Raw genomic sequence first — 22,482 nt, 5'->3', positions numbered from 1 at the left:
TTCTTTGGTCAACGCGAGCAGTAAGCGGGAGGAAAAGTAGATGGTGTCTGGTGGGCCCGGTTCGCATTCGACGGCGATCGAAGATCTACCGGGGTTGGTTGCCCGGGTCGCCGACGCGGACGCCGATCGGACAGCATTCGCATCGACGGATGTCTCGTTCTCCTACGGTGACGTGCACCGTGAACTGACGAATTTGGACACCGCCATGGGCGGTGTGCTCGGGGCCGATGCACTCGTGCCGCTCGCGCTGTCGACGCTTGCACCCGGCGCCGTCGAAACCGTCCCGGGCGGCCTGGAGGCCATCGTCGCCGGCGTTGTCTCCGATGCCCGTGAGTTCCTCGGAGATTCGGCCTCTTCCCCGGATGTGTTGTCCCCGGATGCGCGGCCGGACACCTTGCCGTCGCGGTTCCGCACGCAGGTCGAACGAACTCCCGACGCCGTCGCCCTCGTCTTCGGCGACACCCGGCTCACCTATTCCGAGTTCGACAGTCGTGTCAACCGCTTGGCTCGACGGCTCGTGGATCTGGGAGTCGGCCCCGAGGATCGGGTCGCGCTGTCCATCTCACGCTCGGTGGAATTGCTGATTGCGATGTACGCCATCGTGGAAGCAGGCGGTGCCTACGTCCCCCTCGACCCCTCCCACCCGGCGGACCGGATCGCCTACGTCCTCGACATCGCCGAGCCGGCTCTCGTCGTCACCACCACATCCGAGGAAACGGCACTACCGAGCGGGGTCGAAACCCTGTTCGTCGACACCGTGGATCTGTCCGGCCACGCGGACACACCTTTGATGCCCGCGGAACGAGTTGCGGGTGCACTGCACCCGCAGAACACGGCCTACGTGATTTTCACGTCCGGATCCACCGGCCGGCCGAAAGGCGTCGCTGTCTCGCACGAGGCAATCGTCGCGAACCTCGATTGGCGGCAACGCGATTACCCTCTGACTGCCCAGGACGTGGTCCTCCAGAAGACACCGTTCACGTTCGACGTGTCGGTCTGGGAGTTCTTCTGGCCACTGCAGGCGGGTGCATCGCTAGTCGTCGCGGCACCGGATGGTCACCGTGATCCCGCGTACATCGCGGGGACCATGGCCTCGCACGGCGTGACCACTGCGCACTTCGTTCCGTCGATGCTGGCGGTGTTTCTGGGGCAATTCGATGATTCGATCAGTCGTGCCGAGCGGATTCCGAGTCTGCGGCAGGTCTTCGCGTCGGGAGAAGCGCTGCCGGCCGGGTCGGCGGCACGATTCCATGCGCTCTTCGACGCCGAGCTACACAACCTCTACGGCCCGACCGAGGCAGCGGTGGACGTCACCTATCACCGCACCGGCAGCTCCGATCTGGTGTCCGTCCCGATCGGTGCGGCCGTCCCGAGGACCGAACTCCGCGTTCTGGACGATGGTCTCAATCGCACGCCCCCCGGCGTTCCCGGCGAGCTCTACCTGTCGGGTGTTCAGTTGGCGCGTGGCTATCTCGCTCGACCCGATCTCACAGCCGACCGCTTCGTCGCCGATCTGCACGGGAGCGCGGGGGAGCGGATGTACCGCACCGGGGACCTCGTTCGGTGGAACTCGGCAGGCGTGCTGGAGTACCTGGGGCGCACCGACTTCCAGGTGAAGCTGCGCGGGCTCCGCATCGAACTCGGTGAGATCGAAGCCGCATTGCTCGAGCAGGAGCAGGTGCAGCAGGCCGTGGTAGTCGTGCTGTCGGACGATTCCGAGTCCGGAGTGGACGACCGCCTGGTTGCCTACGTCGTCACCACGACCGGCGAGGCGGACTCGGAGGCACTGTCGGCGGGGATTCGCGGCAGGCTGCCCGACTACATGGTGCCCGCCGTCTTTGTTGCGCTCGAAGCGTTTCCGCTTGGTGCCAGCGGAAAACTCGATCGCAAGGCGCTGCCGAAGCCCGACACCGCGGCACTCACCGCCGAATACCGCGCGCCCGATTCGGACGTCGAGCGAGCCCTCGTCTCAGTGTTCGAGGACATCCTCGGTGTCGAGGGTCTCGGCGTGGAGGGTCTCGGTGTCGACGATGACTTCTTTGCTCTCGGTGGCAATTCGCTCAGTGCCACCCGCGCCATCGCCAGGGTCAATGCAGACTTGAAGGTCAAGGTCGACGTTCGAAGTTTCTTCGACTCGCCGACCGTTGCCGGGCTCGCCGACCTCGTAGAAAATGCGCGACTCTCGGGCGAGTCCGCGCGCGAGCCACTGGCGCCTCGCGCGCGTCCCGATCAGGTGCCGCTCTCGATGGCGCAGCAACGCATGTGGTTCCTCAACCGGTTGGACCCGGATTCCGCGGTCGACAACATTCCCGTCGCGATCCGCCTGTCCGGTCGGCTCGACATCGACGCACTCGCGGCAGCCGTCGACGACGTCGTCGAACGGCACGAGTCACTGCGAACCAGATACCCCGAGTCGGACGGCGTGGGACATCAGGTCGTCCTCGGCGGAGGGACACAGGTACCGCGACTTCGGTCCGAGGTCGTCGCCGAAGCAGATGTGTACGACCGCGTGGTGGAGATCGTCTCTCGCGGTTTCGACGTCACCTCGGAAGTGCCGGTTCGTCTGGAGCTTCTCGAGATCAACGCAAGCGAGCACGTACTCGTTGTCGTCGCGCATCATATTGCCGCAGACGGCTTCTCGATGGTGCCACTCACCCGCGACGTGGTGACGGCGTACGCCGCACGTAACGAAGGATCGTCCCCCGGCTGGGCGCCGCTGGAGGTGCAGTACGCGGACTTCTCACTATGGCAGCGAGCGGTACTGGGATCGGAGACCGACCCGGGCTCGGTGATCGCTGCTCAGGAGCGATTCTGGACCGCAGCGCTCGCCGGGCTGCCCGATCAGCTCGACCTGCCTTCGGACAGGCGTCGACCGGCCGTCGCGACTGGCCGAGGCGCCACGTACTCGACACTCGTCGACACCGATGTGCGACGCCGAATCGAAGCAGTCGCTTCGCAGAACAGCGCGACACCGTTCATGGTCGTGCACGCAGCGCTGTCCGTGTTGTTGGCGCGCTTGTCCGGGACCGAGGACATCGTCGTCGGTACCCCCGTCGCCGGGCGCGGTGAACAGGTACTCGACGACCTGGTCGGCATGTTCGTCAACACACTCGTGCTTCGTGCCGAAGTGAACGGGCGGCAGCGGTTCACCGATCTTCTCGCTGCGGTGCGGCGAACCGATCTCGACGCATTCGGCAACGCAGACATCCCGTTCGAGCGATTGGTCGACGTACTCGACCCGGCCCGGTCGCAGGCGCGCCACCCTTTGTTCCAGGTTTTGCTCGTCTTCCAAAACCTGGGGACCACTACGTTGGAACTTGCGGGCCTGACCGTATCGGGTGTCGAGTTCGACACCGCCGTGGCCAAGATGGATCTCCAGGTCACGGTTTCCGAGCGCGAGGATCAGTGGGCACTCGACTTCACCTACGCCACCGATCTCTTCGACGCGGACACGATCGCATCTCTGGCGTCGCGTCTCCTCGTCGTGCTGAGCGCTGTCGGCAGCGCGCCGGACGTTGTAGTCGGAGACATCGAGATAGTCGAATCGGCCGAACGCGCTCTGGTGCTGAACGACTGGAACGCGACCGAACACCACGTTCCGGACCTCACGCTGCTCGACTCTTTCCATCGCACCGCCGTGCGGGTCCCCGACGCCGTGGCACTCTCTTTTGGGAGCGAGCAACTCACCTATTCCGAATTCTCCTCTCGGGTAGCGCGCCTCGCCCGCCATCTGATCGAACGCGGTGTCGGCCCCGATGTGTTGACAGCTGTGGCGATCCGAAGGTCGTTGGACATGGTGATCGCTCTGTATGCGGTCGTCGAAGCGGGCGGCGGCTACGTTCCGATCGACCCCGATCAACCTGCTGAACGAAACGACTACATACTCGACGCCTCGAATGCCACTGTCGTACTGACCACATCACGGGACGACCTCGTCGCCGACAGCATCGAGTCGGTTCGGGTCGAGTCGGTGCGGATCGACGAACTCGACCTGACCGCCTACTCGGATGCACCGCTCACCGATGCCGACCGCCGTGCGCCGTTGCACCCGGATCACGTTGCCTACGTGGTGTTCACGTCGGGATCGACCGGTCGGCCCAAAGGCGTCGCGGTGTCGCATCGGGCCGTCGTGAACCAGGTGTCGTGGATCGTGTCCGAGTACGCTCTCGGCGATCTCGACGTTGTTCTGCAGAAGACTCCATTCACGTTCGACGTTTCCATCTGGGAACTCTTCGGTGCGCCGGCGTCCGGTGCGCAGTTGGTGATCGCTCGCCCGGACGGGCACCGCGACGCGGCGTACCTCGCCGACATCATCGAGTCACAACGCGTGACCGCGACGTCGTTCGTTCCGTCGATGGTGCCGGTGTTCACCACCGAGATCGCCTCGCGTGATGCATCCTCACTTCGACTCGTCCAGCTTGCAGGCGAGGCGCTTCCGTCGTCGACGGTGACGGCGCTGGCGCGTGCGACCGATGCGGAGATTCACAACCTCTACGGGCCTACCGAGTTCACCGTGCATGCGACGAGTCGTCCCGTCGGAAATGTGGACGGGTGGAATGTGCCCGACGCATCGGCGCCGATGGGATCACCGGTGTGGAACACCGCCGCCTACGTCCTCGATGGAAACCTCAACCCCGCTCCGGTCGGTGTGGCAGGGGAGTTGTATCTGGCCGGACCTCAGATCGCCCGCGGATACCACGGGAGACCAGGACTCACCGCAGAACGTTTCGTGGCCGACCCGCACCGGGGTGGTCGACTGTACCGAACGGGCGATCTGGTGCGCTGGAATACCTCCGGTGAGCTCGAATACATCGGGCGAACCGACTTCCAGGTCAAGCTCCGGGGCCTGCGCATCGAGCTCGGTGAGATCGAGACGGTCGCACGGAGCGCATCGTTCGTCTCGGACGCCGTCGCTGCGGTGATGAGCGATCGTCTGGTCCTCTACGTTGTCGCAGTTGCGGCCGCGACGGTGGACACCGAAGAATTGGCTTCTTCGATGGGCCAGGAACTGCCGTCGTACATGGTGCCCGCCGCGATCGTGGTGCTCGATCGGCTACCACTCAACGCGGCAGGCAAACTGGATCGGGCTGCCCTCACCGAACCCGAGATCGAGGCACGCGCCTTCCGCGCACCGTCCACCCCGATCGAGGAGATCGTGGCCGGTGTGTTCGGTGACGTACTCGCGGTGCCACGGGTCGGCGCCGACGACGACTTCTTCGCACTGGGCGGAAACTCCTTGATCGCGACGCAGGTGGTCTCGCGTCTCGGCGCGGCGCTCGACACCTCGATACCGGTTCGGCTTCTGTTCGAGGTCTCCACCGTGTCCGCTCTCGCGTTCCGGGTCGAGTCCGAGGTCGGGAGTGGTGCGCGGATCCCGTTGGAGCCGCGCGTGCGCCCCGCGCGCATTCCGCTGTCGATGGCGCAGCAACGGATGTGGTTCCTGAACCGGCTCGAACCGGACTCGGCCGTCAACAATATTCCGGTCGCGATCAGACTGTCGGGGTTGCTGGACCGGTATGCCCTGCACGTCGCGGTCGCCGACGTATTGTCGCGGCACGAGGCACTGCGCACCGTGTACCCCGAGATCGACGGGGTCGGTTACCAGGAGGTTGTTTCCACTCGATCGGTCATTCCGGACCTGGCGCCGATTCCAGTGGACGCGGCCCAGCTCGCCGCGTCGATCGAGGAGACCGTGCTCGCCGGTTTCGATGTCGCCGCGCGAGCTCCGTTCCGCGCCTGCTTGTTCGAGGTGTCCGGGGCCGAGCATGTGCTCGTCTTCGTGGCACACCACATTGCTGCCGACGGCTTTTCACTCGGCCCGCTCACCCGCGACGTCGTTCGGGCCTACACCGCACGAGCTGCCGGACTCGACCTGAACTGGGAACCGCTTCCGGTCCAATATGCCGACTACACGCTGTGGCAGCGTGAGGTGCTGGGATCCGAGGACGATCCGGACTCGATCATCAGCGCCCAGAAGGCGTACTGGCAAAACGCACTCGGCGGTTTGCCCGAGCAGTTGGATCTCCCGTTCGATCGTCCGCGTCCTGCAGTGGCGAGCAACCGGGGCAGGACGCACCGATTCGAGATATCGCCTGCTCTGCGGAGTGCTGTGGAAGACCTTGCAGTGCAGCAACGCTCGACTCCGTTCATGATCGTCCATGCCGCCGTAGCGGTATTGTTGGCCCGACTGTCCGGAACCGATGACATCGCCGTCGGCGCACCTATCGCAGGTCGCGGAGAGGCCGCCCTCGACGACATGATCGGGATGTTCGTCAACACCCTCGTCCTTCGTACTCGTGTCGAAGCGCCCGCAACATTCGAGGAAGTACTCGGTCAGGTGCGAGGCAGCGACCTCGCAGCGTTCGCGAATGCGGATCTCCCGTTCGAGCGACTGGTCGAAATTCTCGACCCTGCGCGGTCAACAGGGCGGCATCCGCTCTTCCAGGTCGCACTGTTCTTCCAAAACCTGGGACAGTCCGAACTCGAACTGCCGAATCTTTCGGTCTCGGCCGTCGACTTCGATGCAGGCATCGCGAAGTTCGATCTGCAGATTGCTGTCGGTGACACCGAGGCGGGCGATCGGTGGTCCGTCGAATTCATTTACGCAACCGACCTGTTCGACGCATCGAGCATGGAGGTAATCGAAGCGCGTCTCCTCCGAGTGCTGTCCGCCGTTACCGCCAATCCGTCCGCAGTCGTCGGCGATATCGTGCTGACGGCCGAGGACGAGGCGGAGTTGCTCGTGCGCGGATGGAACTCCACCGATCACGATCTCGTGCCCGAGGAGATGCTCCTCGACGGATTCGCGGCGGCGGCAGCGGAACATCCCAACGCGGTCGCACTGTCTTACGAGGGCGAGGAGTTGACCTACGGCGAGTTCGCCCGTCGTGTCGATACCCTTGCGCACGTTCTCGCCGGAGCAGGTGCCGGTCCGGAAAAGCTGGTGGCCCTTGCCGTTCGGCGTTCGATCGATCTGGTCGTCGGGATGTATGCGGTCCTGCGATCCGGTGCAGGTTTCGTTCCGATCGATCCCGATCACCCGATCGAGAGAATCGGTTACATCCTCGCGGCAGCCGACCCCATCTGCGTGCTGACCCGCGCGAGCGACGAGTTCGTTCCTCCCGGTTCAGCGCCGGTCGTCGACGTAGCCGCGGTGCCCACAGGCGGAGAGCCACGCACCGGGCTGCGCCCGAGACTGTCGGACCACTCGGTTGCATATGTCATCTTCACGTCCGGCTCGACGGGTAAGCCGAAGGGCGTCGCGGTGAGTCATCGCGCGATCGTCAACCAGATGGAATGGATGCAGTCCGAGTACACCCTCGGTGCATCGGACGTGTACTTGCAGAAGACGGCAACGACGTTCGACGTGTCCCTGTGGGGTTTCTTCCTTCCGTTGAGAGTGGGAGCATCAGTCGTCCTTGCAACGCCGGATGGCCACCGCGACCCGCGCTATCTGGCAGAGGTCATCGATCGGAAGTCGGTGACGGTCACCGACTTCGTGCCGACGATGCTCTCGGTCTTCGCCGGCGCGGTGACACGTTCGTCTCTGCGCACCCTGCGGCAGATCTTCGTCATCGGCGAGGCGTTGCCCGGCGAAGCTGTACGAGACTTCGCACGCGTATCGAATGCACGGGTCCACAACTTGTACGGTCCGACCGAGGCGGCGGTGTCGATCACCTATGCCGACGTCACCGACACGGCTGTGGGTTCGTCCGTGACGATCGGCCGCGCAGAGTGGAACTGCGCTGCGTACGTGCTGGATTCACGACTGTCCCCGGTTCCGGTGGGTGTCCCCGGCGAGCTGTACCTTGCGGGCGTTCAGTTGGCTCGCGGGTACTACGGGCGAGTGGATCTCACCGCCGATCGGTTCGTCGCGAATCCCTTCGTATCACCGAAAAATTCGGCGAGCAGTCGTATGTATCGCACGGGTGACCTCGTCATCCTGCGCGCCGACGGTCGTCTCGATTACATCGGTCGAACCGACTTCCAGGTGAAGTTCCGCGGCCAGCGCATCGAACTCGGTGAGATCGAAGCGGCGTTGGCGGCGCAACCGTCGGTGGGATTGGCGGCGGTCTCGGTGATGTCCACCGAAGCGGGCGATCAGCTGGTGGGGTACTTGGCGCCGTCGTCTGCCGACGCGAACGTCGATATCGACGAACTGCGTACCGCATTGTCGGCGACATTGCCCCGGTACATGATTCCCGGTGCGCTGATGGTGTTGGCCGAGTTTCCGCTGAACACCTCAGGCAAGCTCGATCGGAAGGCTCTCCCTGCTCCGACGTTCGAGACGAAAGAATTCCGAGCGCCGACGACTCCGATCGAGGAGATTGTCGCGAGCGTGTTCACCGATGTTCTCGGTCTGGAGCACATAGGTCTGGACGACGACTTCTTCGCGCTGGGCGGTAATTCGCTCGTCGCCACGCAGATGGTGTCCAGGCTCGGCGCCGCGTTGAATTCGACAATCGCGGTGCGCACGTTGTTCGAGGCGCCGACGGTCGAGGCTCTTGCGGCGCGAGTGGAATTGGGAACCGGTGGCAGGCTCGCTCTCACTGCGATGGCGCGACCCGATCGAATCCCGCTGTCGCTCGCGCAGCAGCGAATGTGGTTCCTCAACCGGCTCGATCCGGGGTCGGCGGCAAACAACATTCCGGCCGCGGTCAGGTTGAGCGGAGCTCTCGATACCACCGCGCTACATGCTGCACTCGACGATGTCGTCACCCGCCACGAGACATTGCGTACCGTGTATCCGGAATCCGCAGGCACCGGTATCCAGGTGATCCTGCCCGCATCGTCCGCGCGTACCGACTTCGCCGCGGCGGACGTCGCAGAATCCGATGTTTTCTCGACCGTTGTGTCCATCGTGACCGAAGGATTCGACGTCACCAGGGTGGCCCCGGTGCGAATTCGACTGCTGAAGGTGAGCGACACCGAACACGTTCTGGTAGTCGTCGCCTATCATATTGCGGCGGACGGTTTCTCGATGATTCCGCTGATGCGTGACGTCATCACCGCCTACGTAGCCCGTGCGCAGGGCGATGCCCCGACCTGGTCGCAACTCGCGGTGCAGTACGCGGACTACACGCTGTGGCAGCGGCAGGTGCTCGGTTCGCCCGAGGATCCGACCTCGCTCGTCAGCACTCAGGAAACCTACTGGCAGAACACTCTGTCCGGACTGGCGGACCAACTGGAGTTGCCGACCGACCGGTCGCGCCCGTCGGTGGCGTCCGGTCGGGGCGCATCCCACACGTTCACATTGGACTCGGCCACCACGGCCGCGGTGGACGAGTTGGCCGCCCGGCGTGGGAGTACGCCGTTCATGGTGATGCATGCTTCGTTGGCGGTGTTGTTGTCGCGGGTGTCGGGTGCTTCCGATATTGCAGTCGGTACGCCGGTGGCGGGGCGCGGTGAGGCTGTCCTCGATGATCTTGTCGGGATGTTCGTCAATACGTTGGTGTTGCGTGTTCGGGTGGATGGTTCGTCGAGTTTCGACGAGGTGTTGGCGGGTGCGCGTGAAGTGGATCTGTCGGCGTTCGCGCATGCCGATGTGCCGTTCGAGCGTGTGGTGGAGGTGGTGGATCCGCCGCGTTCGCAGGGCAGGCATCCTTTGGTGCAGGTACTGCTCACCTTTGCGAACTTCGGATCTTCGAGTTTCGAACTGCCGGGACTCACAGCGTCGTCCGTCGACTTCGATGCTGCGGTGGCGAAAATGGATCTGCAGGTAACGGTCACCGAGCCGCAGGAACAGTCCGACGGCACACGTTCGCGCACCGTCGAATTCGTCTACGCGACCGATCTGTTCGATGCCGCCACCGTGGCCCGGTTGGGAAGACAGTTCGCCGTCGTGCTGAGGGAAGTGACGAAGAACTCGACAGCGCCCATCGGGGACATCGAGTTGGTGGAAGCGGCTGAACGAGCGTGGCTGCTCGACGAGATCAACGCCACCGATAGCGAAGTCGATTCTTCGGCGACGTTGGTGTCGATGTTCGATGCGCAGGTGGCCTCGACTCCACATGCGGTGGCGTTGAGGTTCGAGGGCGAGTCGCTCACGTACCGCGAGTTCGATGCGCGCGCGAATCGTCTTGCTCGTTACCTCGTATCGCGCGGCGTCGGCCCCGAGGTGTGCGTCGCAGTGGCGATGCGCAGATCCTTCGATCTGATGATCGCTCTGTACGCGGTGATCAAGGCAGGCGGAGCCTACGTTCCGCTCGATCCGGAACAACCGGACGACCGAATCCGGTACATCGCCCGGACTGCGTCCGTCGCGCTGGTTCTCTCGACCTCGGGCGAGAAGTCCACACCTGATACAGATGGTCTGGTCCTCGTGGACCGGGTAGACCTCGACTCGATCTCCGACGCACCGTTGTCCGACGGTGAACGCGGCGGTTCGTTGACGGCACGCAACAGCGCGTACGTGCTGTTCACCTCAGGGTCGACGGGCAAGCCCAAGGGCGTCACGATCGACCACGGAGCAATCGTCAACCGGCTGGTGTGGATGCAGGCGGAATATCCGCTGGCGGTGTCGGACGTGGTGGTTCAGAAGACGCCGGTGACATTCGACGTCTCGGTCTGGGAGCTGTTCTGGCCGTTGCAGATCGGCGCGGTGTTGTCGATCGCCCGACCGGGCGGGCATCGAGACCCGGCATATCTCGCTGAGTTCGTTGCCGCGGAGCGCGTCACCGTTGCGCACTTCGTGCCTTCGATGCTGGAAGTGTTCGCAGCCGAACCGACGGCGCCACGCGCCGATGACCTCCGCATCGTCTTCGCGTCGGGGGAAGCACTTCCGTCCTCGACCGCGCGGAACCTCAAGAGCGTGCTACCCGACGTACGAGTGATAAATCTGTACGGACCGACGGAGGCAGCCGTCGACGTCACGTTCCACGAATTCACCGATGCCGACACCGCGAGCGTGCCGATCGGTATCCCCGTGTTCAACACCGCGGTATACGTGCTCGACGGCCGTCTGCGTCCGGTCGCTGTCGGCGCCGTGGGGGAGCTGTATCTCGGGGGTGCGCAGCTCGCGCGCGGATACGCGTCGAGGCCCGATCTCACGTCGGATCGTTTCGTCGCGAATCCGTTCTCGGCCTCGGGACATCGTCTGTACCGTACGGGCGACCTCGTGCGCTGGACGACACATGGCGAGATCGAATACATCGGACGTACGGATTTCCAGGTCAAGCTACGTGGTCTTCGCATCGAACTGGGAGAGATCGAGAGCGCACTGCTGGCCATCGACTCCGTCTCCCGCGCAGTCGTTCTCGTCCGTGACGATCGACTCGTCGCCTACGTGGTACCCGCGTCGGGTGCGACCATCGATGCCGGGGATATCGGGGCTTCGCTGTCCACTGCGCTCCCCGACTACATGGTTCCTTCGGCATTCGTCGTCCTCGACGAATTCCCACTGGGCTCGGCGGGGAAGCTCGACCGCAAGGCGTTGCCCGATCCCGTCTTCGTTGCGCGCGAATTCCGGGCACCGGCCTCGGAGACCGAGAAGGTTGTTGCAGGTGTGTTCGCCGAGGTATTGGGCCTCGAGCTGGTCGGCCTCGACGACGACTTCTTCGACTTGGGTGGAAACTCGCTCGTGGCGACTCAGGTTGTCGCACGAGTCGGCGGTGCACTCGACGCATCGGTGTCCGTCCGGTTGCTGTTCGACGCATCGACGGTGGAGTCTTTCGCCGGTGCGGTGGCCGAACTGGCCGGTACCGGCGCCAGGCCTCCACTGATCGCGGCCAGGCGGCCGACGCGGATCCCGCTGTCCCTTGCCCAGCAACGTATGTGGGTGCTCAACAATGTCGATCCCGAGTCCGGCGCGTACAACATCCCGCTGGCGGTCAGGCTCACCGGTGCGCTGGACGTCGATGCGCTCCGCGGCGCTGTCGCGGACGTCGTGGCCAGGCACGAGGCATTGCGGACCATCTATCCGGCGGACGGCGACGGGCCGCAGCAACGGATTCTCGATGCAGCGGATGTGTCGTTCGACCTGACACCGGAGCGAGTGGACGGGGAAGACGACGCCAGGAGGGCCGTCGCATCCCTGATTCTCGGCGGCTTCGACGTCGCCGCTGCGGTGCCGGTTCGAGTCGGTCTCGTCGAGCTTTCACCGAACGAGCACGTCTTGGCCCTCGTCGTTCACCACATCTCGGCGGACGGCGCGTCCATTGCTCCGCTGGCCCGGGACGTCATGGTTGCGTACTCGGCGAGAAGCGAAGGGCGGCAACCGGAATGGACCGATCTTCCCGTTCAGTACGCGGACTTCGCGCTGTGGCAGCGTGGTGTCTTGGGAACGGTCGACGAGGCCGGATCGACCGCGCACGATCAACTCGAATTCTGGATCGAGACGCTGCAGGGTAGCCCGGATACGCTCGACCTTCCGAGCGATCGACCGCGTCCGCCGAATCAGTCGATGCAGGGTCGGTCCGTCGGATTCGAACTGGATGCACTCTCACACGCAGGTCTGGTCCAGTTCTCCCGCGATCGGGGTACATCCCTGTTCATGGTCGTACACGCGTGCGTTGCTGTTCTGCTCGGCAGGCTCAGTGGAAGCAGCGACATCGTCGTCGGAACTCCGGTCGCAGGCAGGGGCGCCGCCGAACTCGACGAGTTGGTCGGGATGTTCGTCAACACACTGGCATTGAGAACCCAGGTCGACTTCGGCGGAACCTTCTCTTCCCTGGTCGACGACGTTCGAGCAGCCGATCTCGGTGCTTTCGGACACGCGGACCTGCCGTTCGAAGCCATCGTCGACGCAGTCGTTCCTGCAAGGGTGGCGGCGCGCCATCCGATTTTCCAAGTCGCTTTGTCGTTCCAGAACCTCGAACGGGTGCGACTGGACCTCCCCGGCTTGACGGTCGAGGGGCTCGATACCGGAGAACTAGGAGCGAAGTTCGATCTACAGTTCACCGTCGAAGCACGTACCGACGAGCAGGGAAGTCCTTCAGGACTGTTCGGCTCGCTGCTGTACGCGACCGATCTGTTCGACGAATCGACAGCACGCACTTTCGGGGAGCGGCTCACGCGAATCCTGACGGCGGTCGCGGCGGATCCATACGTGATCGTCGGGGACATCGACATCATGTCCGAGCAAGAACGTGAGCAGACCGAAGGCCGCGCAACGGCACACGTCGATGCGGGTGGTGCTGTTGTCGCTGCAGAGCGGACATTGCCTCAGGTGATCGGCGCGGTCGTCGAACAGGATCCGGAGTCTCCGGCAGTGGCCTACGGCGGGGAGGAGATGTCCTACCTCGAGATCGAAGGTCGAGCCGCTCGTCTCGCACGGGTGCTGATCGAACGCGGAGTCGGTCCTGGCGACCGTCTCGTGGTGGCGTTGCCGGTATCGGTGGACTGGGCGGTGGCAGTTACTGCGACGATTCTGGCCGGTGCAGCCGTGGTCGTTGCAGAAACCGCTCGCGACGTCGGGCAGCTCGTCGCAGAATCCGGCGCCGAGACAGTGATCGGCACCCTCACCACCGCGGTACCGGACGGGGTGAGTTTGATCGCGAACGACGCACCCGATGTCACCGATGCCGTTTCCGCGGCCTCGTCTCGGCCGATCGCGTACTCCGCGCGTACCAGGCTGCTCGGTGCCGAGGATCCAGCTGTGATCATCGTCGGAGACGAAGGGCCGATCGTGGTGCGAGCCCACGGTGAGTTGGTCGCAACGCTCACTGGTGTGGGTAACAGGCTTGCGCTGACGTACGAGTCTCGTGTGCTCGCTGCTCCGGCCACATCGGACACGTGGCAGTTGTCGGCGCTGTTGACAGCGGCACTCGTCGGGGCTGCGTGGGTGGCACCGACACGGGAGGCGGACGGTGACCTGTTGGACCTCGTTCTCGACGAGTGGGTGACGCACGCCATCGTGCGATCCTCCGACATGGACGTGCTGGACTCGGACGAGGTGGAGGACCTAGAGGCCGTGATCCTGACTGACAGCCCCGACGATTCTTCATCCTCGACCGGTCGAGCGGGCATTGCCGTATTTGCCGAGGAGCGCCCGTTCGGACGGAGCTGAGGAAGGTTGTCACCGGCCGGACATTACCGACCGGTAACGATGAACATTGGCAGTCCGATATGCGTACGGTGTTCGCTCGGCCACGAGGACGAGTCGGCACCATGCCAGCTCGACCAGCAGGTCGAGCACCGAAGTGAGGGGCGATAGTCGAAGTGCGCACGAGGCCGGGGAACAATACAGGCATGCACAACATGGTTCGAGACGCATGAGCGGCGATCGTATGCCGGGTGATGTCGAGGGAGAATCCGCAGACGTTCCAGCTCGTCGCAGCCGTCCCCGTCGCCCCCGGCGGACCCGCAACGCGACCGCACTGCTTCCTCAGATCCTGACGGCCGCGGTGGAGACCGACCCCGCCGGTGATGCCGTCGTGTCCGGCGACCGCAGGATGACCTACGCCGAGCTCGACCGTCGTTCTTCGAAGATTGCGCGGGTGCTCATCGCACAGGGTGTCGGGCCGGAAGATGTGGTCGCCGTCGGCCTGACTCGATCGCTCGAATCTGTTCTCGCAGTGTGGTCGATCGCCAAGACCGGTGCGGCGTTTCTTCCGATCGATCCGACGTACCCACCCGACCGCATCCATCACATGCTGTCCGATTCCGGTGTACGCACTGGACTGACCACCGGTGAATTCGCCGACCTGTTGCCGGACACGTGTCGATGGAACGTAATCGACGACGAGGCGTTCGATGCCGCGCTGCAGTCCGTCTCGGACGAGAAGATCTCGGTCTCGGATCGCCTCTCACAGCTGAGGACCGACAATCCCGCCTACGTCATCTATACGTCCGGGTCGACAGGACTGCCGAAAGGCGTAGTAGTCACGCACAGCGGACTCGCAGCCCTGGCAGCAGAGCAGCTCGAACGGTATGGACTCACTGCAGCGGCACGCACACTGCACTTCGCATCACCGAGTTTCGACGCCTCTGTGCTGGAGTTGCTGATGGCGGTCGTCGCTGGATCGACGATGGTCATCGCGCCCACCGACGTGTACGGAGGGCGCGAGTTGGCAGGTTTCCTGCGCAGGGAACGCGTGACGCACGCCTTCGTTACCCCCGCCGCGCTCGCGTCGGTCGATCCGGAAGGCCTCGATGCCCTCGAGGTCGTGGTAGTAGGCGGAGAGAGCTGTCCACCCGAACTCGTCCACGCCTGGGGGCGTGGGCGACGGTTCTTCAATGCCTACGGTCCTACCGAATCTACCGTGGCCAGCACTATTTCAGACCCTCTGACGCCAGAGGACTCGGTATCGATCGGTACTACGATCGCGGGTACTTCGGCGCACGTGCTCGACCGGCGCTTGCGCCCGGTACCCGCGGGGGTCGCGGGTGAACTGTATCTTTCCGGTGCAGGACTCGCGCGCGGCTATCGATGGAAACAAGCACTCACATCCGATCGCTTCGTCGCGAACCCGTTCGCAGACAGTGGAACTCGGATGTATCGAACCGGCGACGTCGTCCGGCGGAACTCCTCCAATTCGTTGGAATTCGTTTCCCGAAACGACTTTCAAGTCAAAGTGCGAGGCTTCCGGATAGAGCTCGGTGAGATCGATTCGGCGCTGACGGCACATCCATCGGTGTCCTTTTCGGTTACGGTCGGAGTCGCGAGCACGACGGGTGACACCGCTCTTGTCTCGTACGTGCGGCCCGCCGTCGGTGCTCAGGCGGATCCAGCAGAACTGACATCTTTCGCAGCCCGGTCACTACCGAAGCACATGGTTCCTTCGTCGATCATGGTCATCGACGACGTTCCGCTCACGCCTGCAGGAAAACTTGATCGCGCCGGTCTCCCCGAACCTGTCTTCGCCACGAAGCGGTATCGCGCTCCCGAGACCGATGCCGAAAAAGCGGTAGCCGAGGTGTTCTCCGAGATCCTCGGAACGGAACGAGTCGGCCTGGACGACGATTTCTTCGAACTCGGAGGTAACTCGCTCTCGGCCACCCGGTTGGCGGCCAGAATAGGTGCCTCGCTCGATGTCAGTTTCGGCGCGAGAGAGGTATTCGAGGATTCGACGGTGGTTGGTTTGGCCGCGCGTGTCGGCGGGTTGGAAAGCGGCAGGCACGTTGCACTGGCCGCCAGGCCGAGACCCGACCGAATCCCATTGTCCTATGCACAGCAACGTATGTGGTTCCTCAATCGCTTCGACAGCTCGTCGTTGGCCTACAACATTCCGATCGCCATCAGGTTGACCGGGGATCTCGATCGTGGTGCTCTCGGCGAGGCGATCGCTGATCTGGTCGAACGTCACGAGGTTCTGCGAACGGTGTATCCAGAGCACGACGGAACCGGGTATCAGCTGATTCATCCGTCTTCGGACGTGTCGGCGACCCTCGATAGGTCGAGAGTGGGGGAAGCCGAGCTTGTCGAGCGAGCTACGGCCTTCGCATCGGTCGCATTCGATGTCACCACCGAGGTTCCCCTCCGCGTAGCGCTTTTCGAGGTGGCCGATGACGACGCCGTTCTGGTGATCGTTGCTCACCACATCGCGGTCGACGGCTTCTCCATCGGACCGTTGACCCGCGATGTGATGGCAGCGTATGCGCGTAGGGCGAGTGGGTTGCCGGACGGTATTGCTGCACTCGACGTCCAGTACGCGGATTTCGCGCTGTGGCAGCGCGACGTTCTCGGTAGCGAAGACGACGCCGAATCGCTTCTCGCTCAGCAAGTGTCCTACTGGAGCAATCAGCTGGCCGGTCTCCCGGAGTTACTCGAGTTGCCCACGGACCGACCTCGGCCGGCGGAATCGACCGTGTCCGGGGCTGCGTACACGTTCGAGATCGAGAAAGAATTGGGCACAGAACTCGGTTCTGCTGCGCGAGCCAGGGATTCGAGTCTCTTCATGATCGTCGAAGCTGCTCTGGCCGTAGTGCTCGCCAAGACCACCGGTACCTCTGACATCGCAATCGGCACCGCGGTTGCTGGACGCGGTGAAGAAGCGCTCGACAATCTCATCGGAATGTTCGTCAACACTCTGGTTCTGAGAAACGACGTCCGTTCCGATTCGACACTGTCCGAAATTCTGACCGCCACGCGCGCGGTTGCGCTCGACGCGTTCGGGCATGCAGACGTGCCCTTCGAGCGGCTGGTCGAGATTTTGGATCCGCCGCGCTCTACCTCGCACACCCCTCTTTTTCAGGTGATGTTGACGTTGCAGAACCACGATGTCGCCGAGTTCGAGTTGCCGGGACTGCGACTGAGTGCCCTAGACTTCGAGTCGGTCTCGGCGAACTTCGATCTAGCGCTCACGCTCGCGCAGTCGGACAACGGTTCGATCAGCGGAACATTCGTCTACGCGACGGATCTCTTCGACGAGTCGACTGTCGCTTCACTTGCCGCCAGGTTCCGGCGAGTTCTGGCTCTGTTGGTGGACGAACCTTCGATGCAGGTTCGTGCCCTCGACCTCAGAAGTTCGGACGAGGCAGCCGCAGTGGAACGTTGGAACGACACTGCGTGCGAAAGAACCGAGGAGACGTTGGTCGACGCGTTCTACCGATGCGTCGCCGCGACACCGGATGCCCCGGCGGTCACTTTCGGTGACCACACGTCGAGTTACCGTGAGTTCGCCGAGCGAGTGAACGCGATGGCACGCTATCTGATCTCGGTCGGAGCAGGCCCCGAGACTTCCGTTGCAGTTGTCGGTACACGCTCCATCGAGATGCTGACGGGCGTCTACGCGACCCTCGTCGCGGGAGCGTCGTACGTCCCAATCGATCCCGAATGGCCGGAAGATCGAATTTCATACGTGCTCGATGTCGCACGCCCGCTTCTGGTCCTCGGTGCTGCCGAGAATCCGCGAGTCGCAACCGCCGCTGAAAAGATAGCCATATCCCGCGTGGATACAGTCGATTTCGGCCCTCTCGACAGTGGACCGCTGCGACAGGAAGATCGGACTGCATCGCTGCTGCCCGAGAACATTGCGTACACGATTTTCACCTCTGGTTCGACGGGTCGACCGAAGGGAGTCTCGGTTTCCCATCGTGCGATTGTCAACCAACTCGAATGGTTGGCAACCGAATTCGGTGTGAACGAGACCGACCGCGTGCTGCAGAAAACGGCCGTGGGCTTCGATGCGTCGGTGTGGGAACTGTTGTTGCCGCTCCGCGTAGGGGCGGAGCTGGTGCTGGCACGCCCCGACGGCCACCGCGATCCGCAGTACCTGGCCGGTGTCATTGCAGCGAAGCGGATCACGATCGCTCAATTCGTCCCATCGGTACTTGCTCTCATGGTCGAATTCGCCGACGCAGAACTGCTGCACACACTTCGTGCAGTGTTCGTGGGCGGCGAGCAACTCGATGCCGCACTGGCGGCGAGCTTCTCGGCACTGAGTGGGGCTCAGGTGCACAACGTCTACGGGCCGACCGAAACTGCGGTACAGGTCGCGCACCGACTCAGTGGGCCGACCGAAGTATCCGTGGTGCCCATCGGCACGCCCGTGCGCAATACCTCACTTCACGTACTCGACGAGGGCTTGAACGAGGTCCCCGTCGCAGTGGTCGGCGAATTGTATGTATCCGGTGATCAGTTGGCCCGGGGTTATCGATCGCGCCCGGGAATCACCTCCGAGAGATTCATCGCGAACCGTTTCGGCGACACAGGATCAAGGCTCTATCGGACCGGCGATCTGGTTCGACGGCGCCCGGACGGCTCTCTCGTCTACGTCGGGCGAAGTGATTCTCAGATCAAGCTCAACGGTCTACGTATCGAGCTCGGCGAGATCGAGACTTCACTGCGCTCCGAACCTTCGGTTGCGGCAGCAGCAGCATCCGTCGTCGACAATGTCCTCGTCGGCTACCTTGTGCTTCACGAGGGTCGTATCTTCGACGAGTCGGCGCTACGTAGGTCGGCCGGTTCCGTTCTTCCGGACTACATGGTTCCTGCCAGATTCATCGTTCTCGACAATCTGCCCTTGAATGCAAGCGGAAAGCTCGACCGCCGAGCACTGCCGACGCCGGAACTACAGGTTGCCGGCGCGTATCGCGCGCCTCATTCCGAGATCGAGAAGCTGATCGCCGAGTTGTTCGCTCAGATTCTCGGTGTCGAGCGAGTTGGACTCGACGATTCGTTCTTCGCGCTCGGCGGTGACAGCATCATGTCGATCCAGCTCACATCGCGCGCGAAAACCCGCGGGCTGGTCTTCCGCCCACGCGATGTCTTCGAGGCCAGAACTGTCGGGCGGCTGGCAGAACTGGCGGCGTGGAGTTCGCCGGACAGTGCAGTCGTACTTGCCGAACTCGACGGGGGAGGTGTCGGCACCATGCCCACCACTTCGATCGTCGAGGCAATGCTCGAGCGCGGTTCGAATTATGGCCGATTCACTCAATCGATGGCCTTGGAGCTACCGATGGGAATCGACCGAGACGGCATCGTCGCGACGATCTCGGCGGTGGTGGACCACCACGACATGCTCCGTTCGCGGCTGGTGATCGACGGTGGCGAGCGCGGCATCGAGGTCGTTCCCCCCGGTGCTATCAACGTCGATTCACTGATCCACCGGGTCGCAGTCGATGCCGACGCATCTCGAGATGTCGTGACGGAACTGGGTTCGAAGGGGTTGGACGCAGTGCTGGCGACCCTCGATCCCGCGGCCGGCGTGGTGATTCGGTTCGTCTGGATCGACTTCGGACCGACGCGACCCGGGCGAATACTGGTGGTGGCTCACCACTTGGTCGTCGACGGGGTGTCTTGGCGCATTCTGGTGCCCGACTTCGTGACCGCCTGGGCGCAGCATTCGGCTGGTAGCCGCATCGCGCTCGCCCCGGTTGGTACGTCCATGCGGAGATGGGCACACGCACTGCGAGAGGAAGCGAACTCGGCAGTGCGCAGTGCCGAAGTCGATCACTGGCAGTCGGTCCTTCGTACTCCTGATTCGTTGTTCGGCGGCCGAGCGCTCGATCCCACTCGCGACACCAGATCGACCATGAAATCGGTTTCGGTGGCCGTACCGGCGAGGGTGACCGAAGCGCTGCTCACCCGCATTCCGAATATCTATCGCGGCGGAGTCAACGATGCGCTGCTGACGGCACTCGGGATGGCGGTGACGCAGTGGCGACGACTCCGCGGTATCGACGCATCTTCGACGCTCGTTCTGCTCGAAGGACATGGTCGTGAGGAAGAAGTCGCTCCGGGAGCAGACCTGTCTCGCACCGTCGGCTGGTTCACCACCGTGTTTCCTGTGTCGGTGGATCTTTCGGGTGTCGACGTGAGCGATGCGTTCGCGTCCAGACCCGCCGCGGGATCAGCCCTGAAAGCGATCAAAGAACAACTGGCAGCAATTCCAGACAAGGGCATCGGGTACGGACTGTTGCGCCATATGGCGGACAACGTATCGCCACTACTCGATGCGGCCGACCCGCAAGTGAGCTTCAACTATCTCGGTCGTGTCGGTGCTGCAGGCGAGGTGCCCGAGGGTATGAACCTCGGCTGGCTGCCGGCGTCGGACATGGGCGACGTCGACGCCGAGGCGGACGATCTCTCCGCGGTGGCAGTCGTCGACGTGAATGCGATGGTGGTGAACGGTGTCGACGGCGAAGAGTTGACTGCGAGCTTTGCCTACGCGTCGGGGATCGTCGAGCCCGCGGACGTAGAGGAACTGTCGAGGCTGTGGGTTGCTGCACTGACAGCGCTGGCTCGGCACGCAGAATCGGCGACGGCGGGAGGGTTGACTCCCTCCGACGTTTCGCTGGTCGAGGTGTCTCAGGCGGATATCGATTCGTGGGAGCAGCGATATGGTGACGTGCTGGACATCTGGCCGTTGACGCCCCTGCAAGAAGGTCTTCGATTCCACAGTCTGGCGGCGGGCCGCAACGTCGATGTCTATACGCCACAGGTCGTGTTGACATTGGGCGGAGACCTCGATGTTGCACGGTTGCAATCCGCCTCCACCGCGTTGATGTCGCGCCACTCCAGTCTCCGTACCGTGTTCGTTCAGACGGAGAGTGGCGAATCCGTCCAGATTCTCCGATCTCACAACAACGCAGGTTGGATCGAAATCGACCTGTCCGAACTATCCGAGGACGATCGGCAGGAGCGGCTCGCTGCGGCCATCGCGGCGGACCGGACCGACCGCTTCGATCTGGAGACGGATCCGTTGCTGAGGTTCACTGTGATTCGGCTGTCCCAGAACGAGCTACGGTTGATCGTCACCGATCATCACATTGTTCTCGATGGCTGGTCCATGCCGATCCTGTTACAGGAACTGCTCGCGCTGTACGCGCTGCACGGAGACGACCACGTTCTGCCGCGTCCTCGGGATTACCGCACGTATCTCGCATGGCTGGCCTCGTCCGACCAAGACATCTCGCTCGATGCGTGGGCCGAATCGCTGGACGGGGTCCGCGATCCGTGTCTGCTTGCCGACGAGGTTCGCGTGTCGGTCCCGAATTGGGCTCTCGCGCAGGATCACACCATTGGAACGTCCGATACCGCAGCACTCGTCGAGGCTGCAGCACGACTGCAGATAACCATGAACACCTTGGTTCAGGCTGCGTGGTCGTTGGTGCTTGCGAAAACGCTCGGTCGCCACGATGTGGTTTTCGGCGCCACCGTTTCCGGCCGACCTGCCGACATCGTCGGAGTGGAGCAGATGGTGGGTCTGTTCATCAACACGGTTCCCGTCCGAGTGCGCTTCGATCCGGCAGACACCGTGGCTGACTTCCTCTCCACGCTTCAGGCCGAGCAGGTGGCACTGTTGGAGCATCATCACGTGGGTTTGAGTGCCATCGAGCGCAGGGTTGGCCGCGGGGCACGGTTCGACAGCCTCACGGTGTTCGAATCGTTCCCAGTCGACGAATCCGGCATTGCCCACCAGGCAGCGTCCATCGACGGGCTTCGAGTCGATGGGATGTCTTTCGCGGAATCGACCCACTATCCCGTTGCTTTGAGGATCAGTGCCTCTTCGCACATCCATATCCGTCTCGAATACATGGAGGAGGTTGTCGATCGGGTGGAGGCGCGAGGAATCCTGGAGTCCCTGGATCGCGTTCTTGCGCAGTTCGCTGCCCATCCTGAACTATCGATTGCGACTGTGCTCGAAGATATCCGGCGGATCGAGGTCATGCCGTGGCCATCCCGACTGGACGCAATGCCGACCCCCGGTATGTCGAGAGAGAACGGGTCGGCAGACGATTCGGTGAAATTCTCCGGTCAAGCGGTGATCGATGCGGTCTCTCGCGTCCTCGGCATCGACAATGCCTCGATAGACGACAATTTTTTCGAACTCGGTGGCACGTCGCTCGATGCGATGGCCTTGTCTCGCGTGCTGGGTTCGGCTCTCGGTGTGCGTGTACCCCTCGGCGCAATCCTCGATGCTCCGTCGCTGACATCGCTGTCGGACCTCGCGTACCTTCGTTCATTCGACGTCGCCGATCGCAGACGTCGTAGTCAGTGACGTCGCGGCTCACCAGCGCGAGAAGGGCTGCTGGTGAGTGGAAGGCCGAGTAACGAATGTCGAGACTGCGTCGATCTTCTACTGCCAGGTAAGGTAGCGC

General features: G+C 63.3%; 2 protein-coding genes. Both read left to right on the top strand.

Annotation, left to right across the window (positions count from 1 at the left end; all coding sequences use genetic code 11):
* The first annotated feature begins 40 nt into the window (after positions 1-40).
* Positions 41-14,005 carry a non-ribosomal peptide synthetase gene (locus QMK17_RS05505; protein ID WP_283507420.1) on the top strand — a complete coding sequence of 4,655 codons (13,965 nt, stop codon included), beginning with the start codon at positions 41-43 and terminating at the stop codon, positions 14,003-14,005.
* A 205-nt stretch (positions 14,006-14,210) separates the two neighbouring features.
* The gene (locus QMK17_RS05500) at positions 14,211-22,382 is read left to right on the top strand and encodes a non-ribosomal peptide synthetase (protein WP_283507419.1); all 8,172 of its coding nucleotides are present in this window, start codon (positions 14,211-14,213) and stop codon (positions 22,380-22,382) included.
* Positions 22,383-22,482: the final 100 nt, after the last annotated feature.

Origin of the sequence: Rhodococcus sp. G-MC3 (assembly GCF_030063335.1) — a bacterium.
GTDB lineage: Bacteria > Actinomycetota > Actinomycetes > Mycobacteriales > Mycobacteriaceae > Rhodococcoides.
The sequence above is the reverse complement of the archived record's forward strand: the minus strand, read 5'-3'. Positions and strand labels throughout refer to the sequence as shown.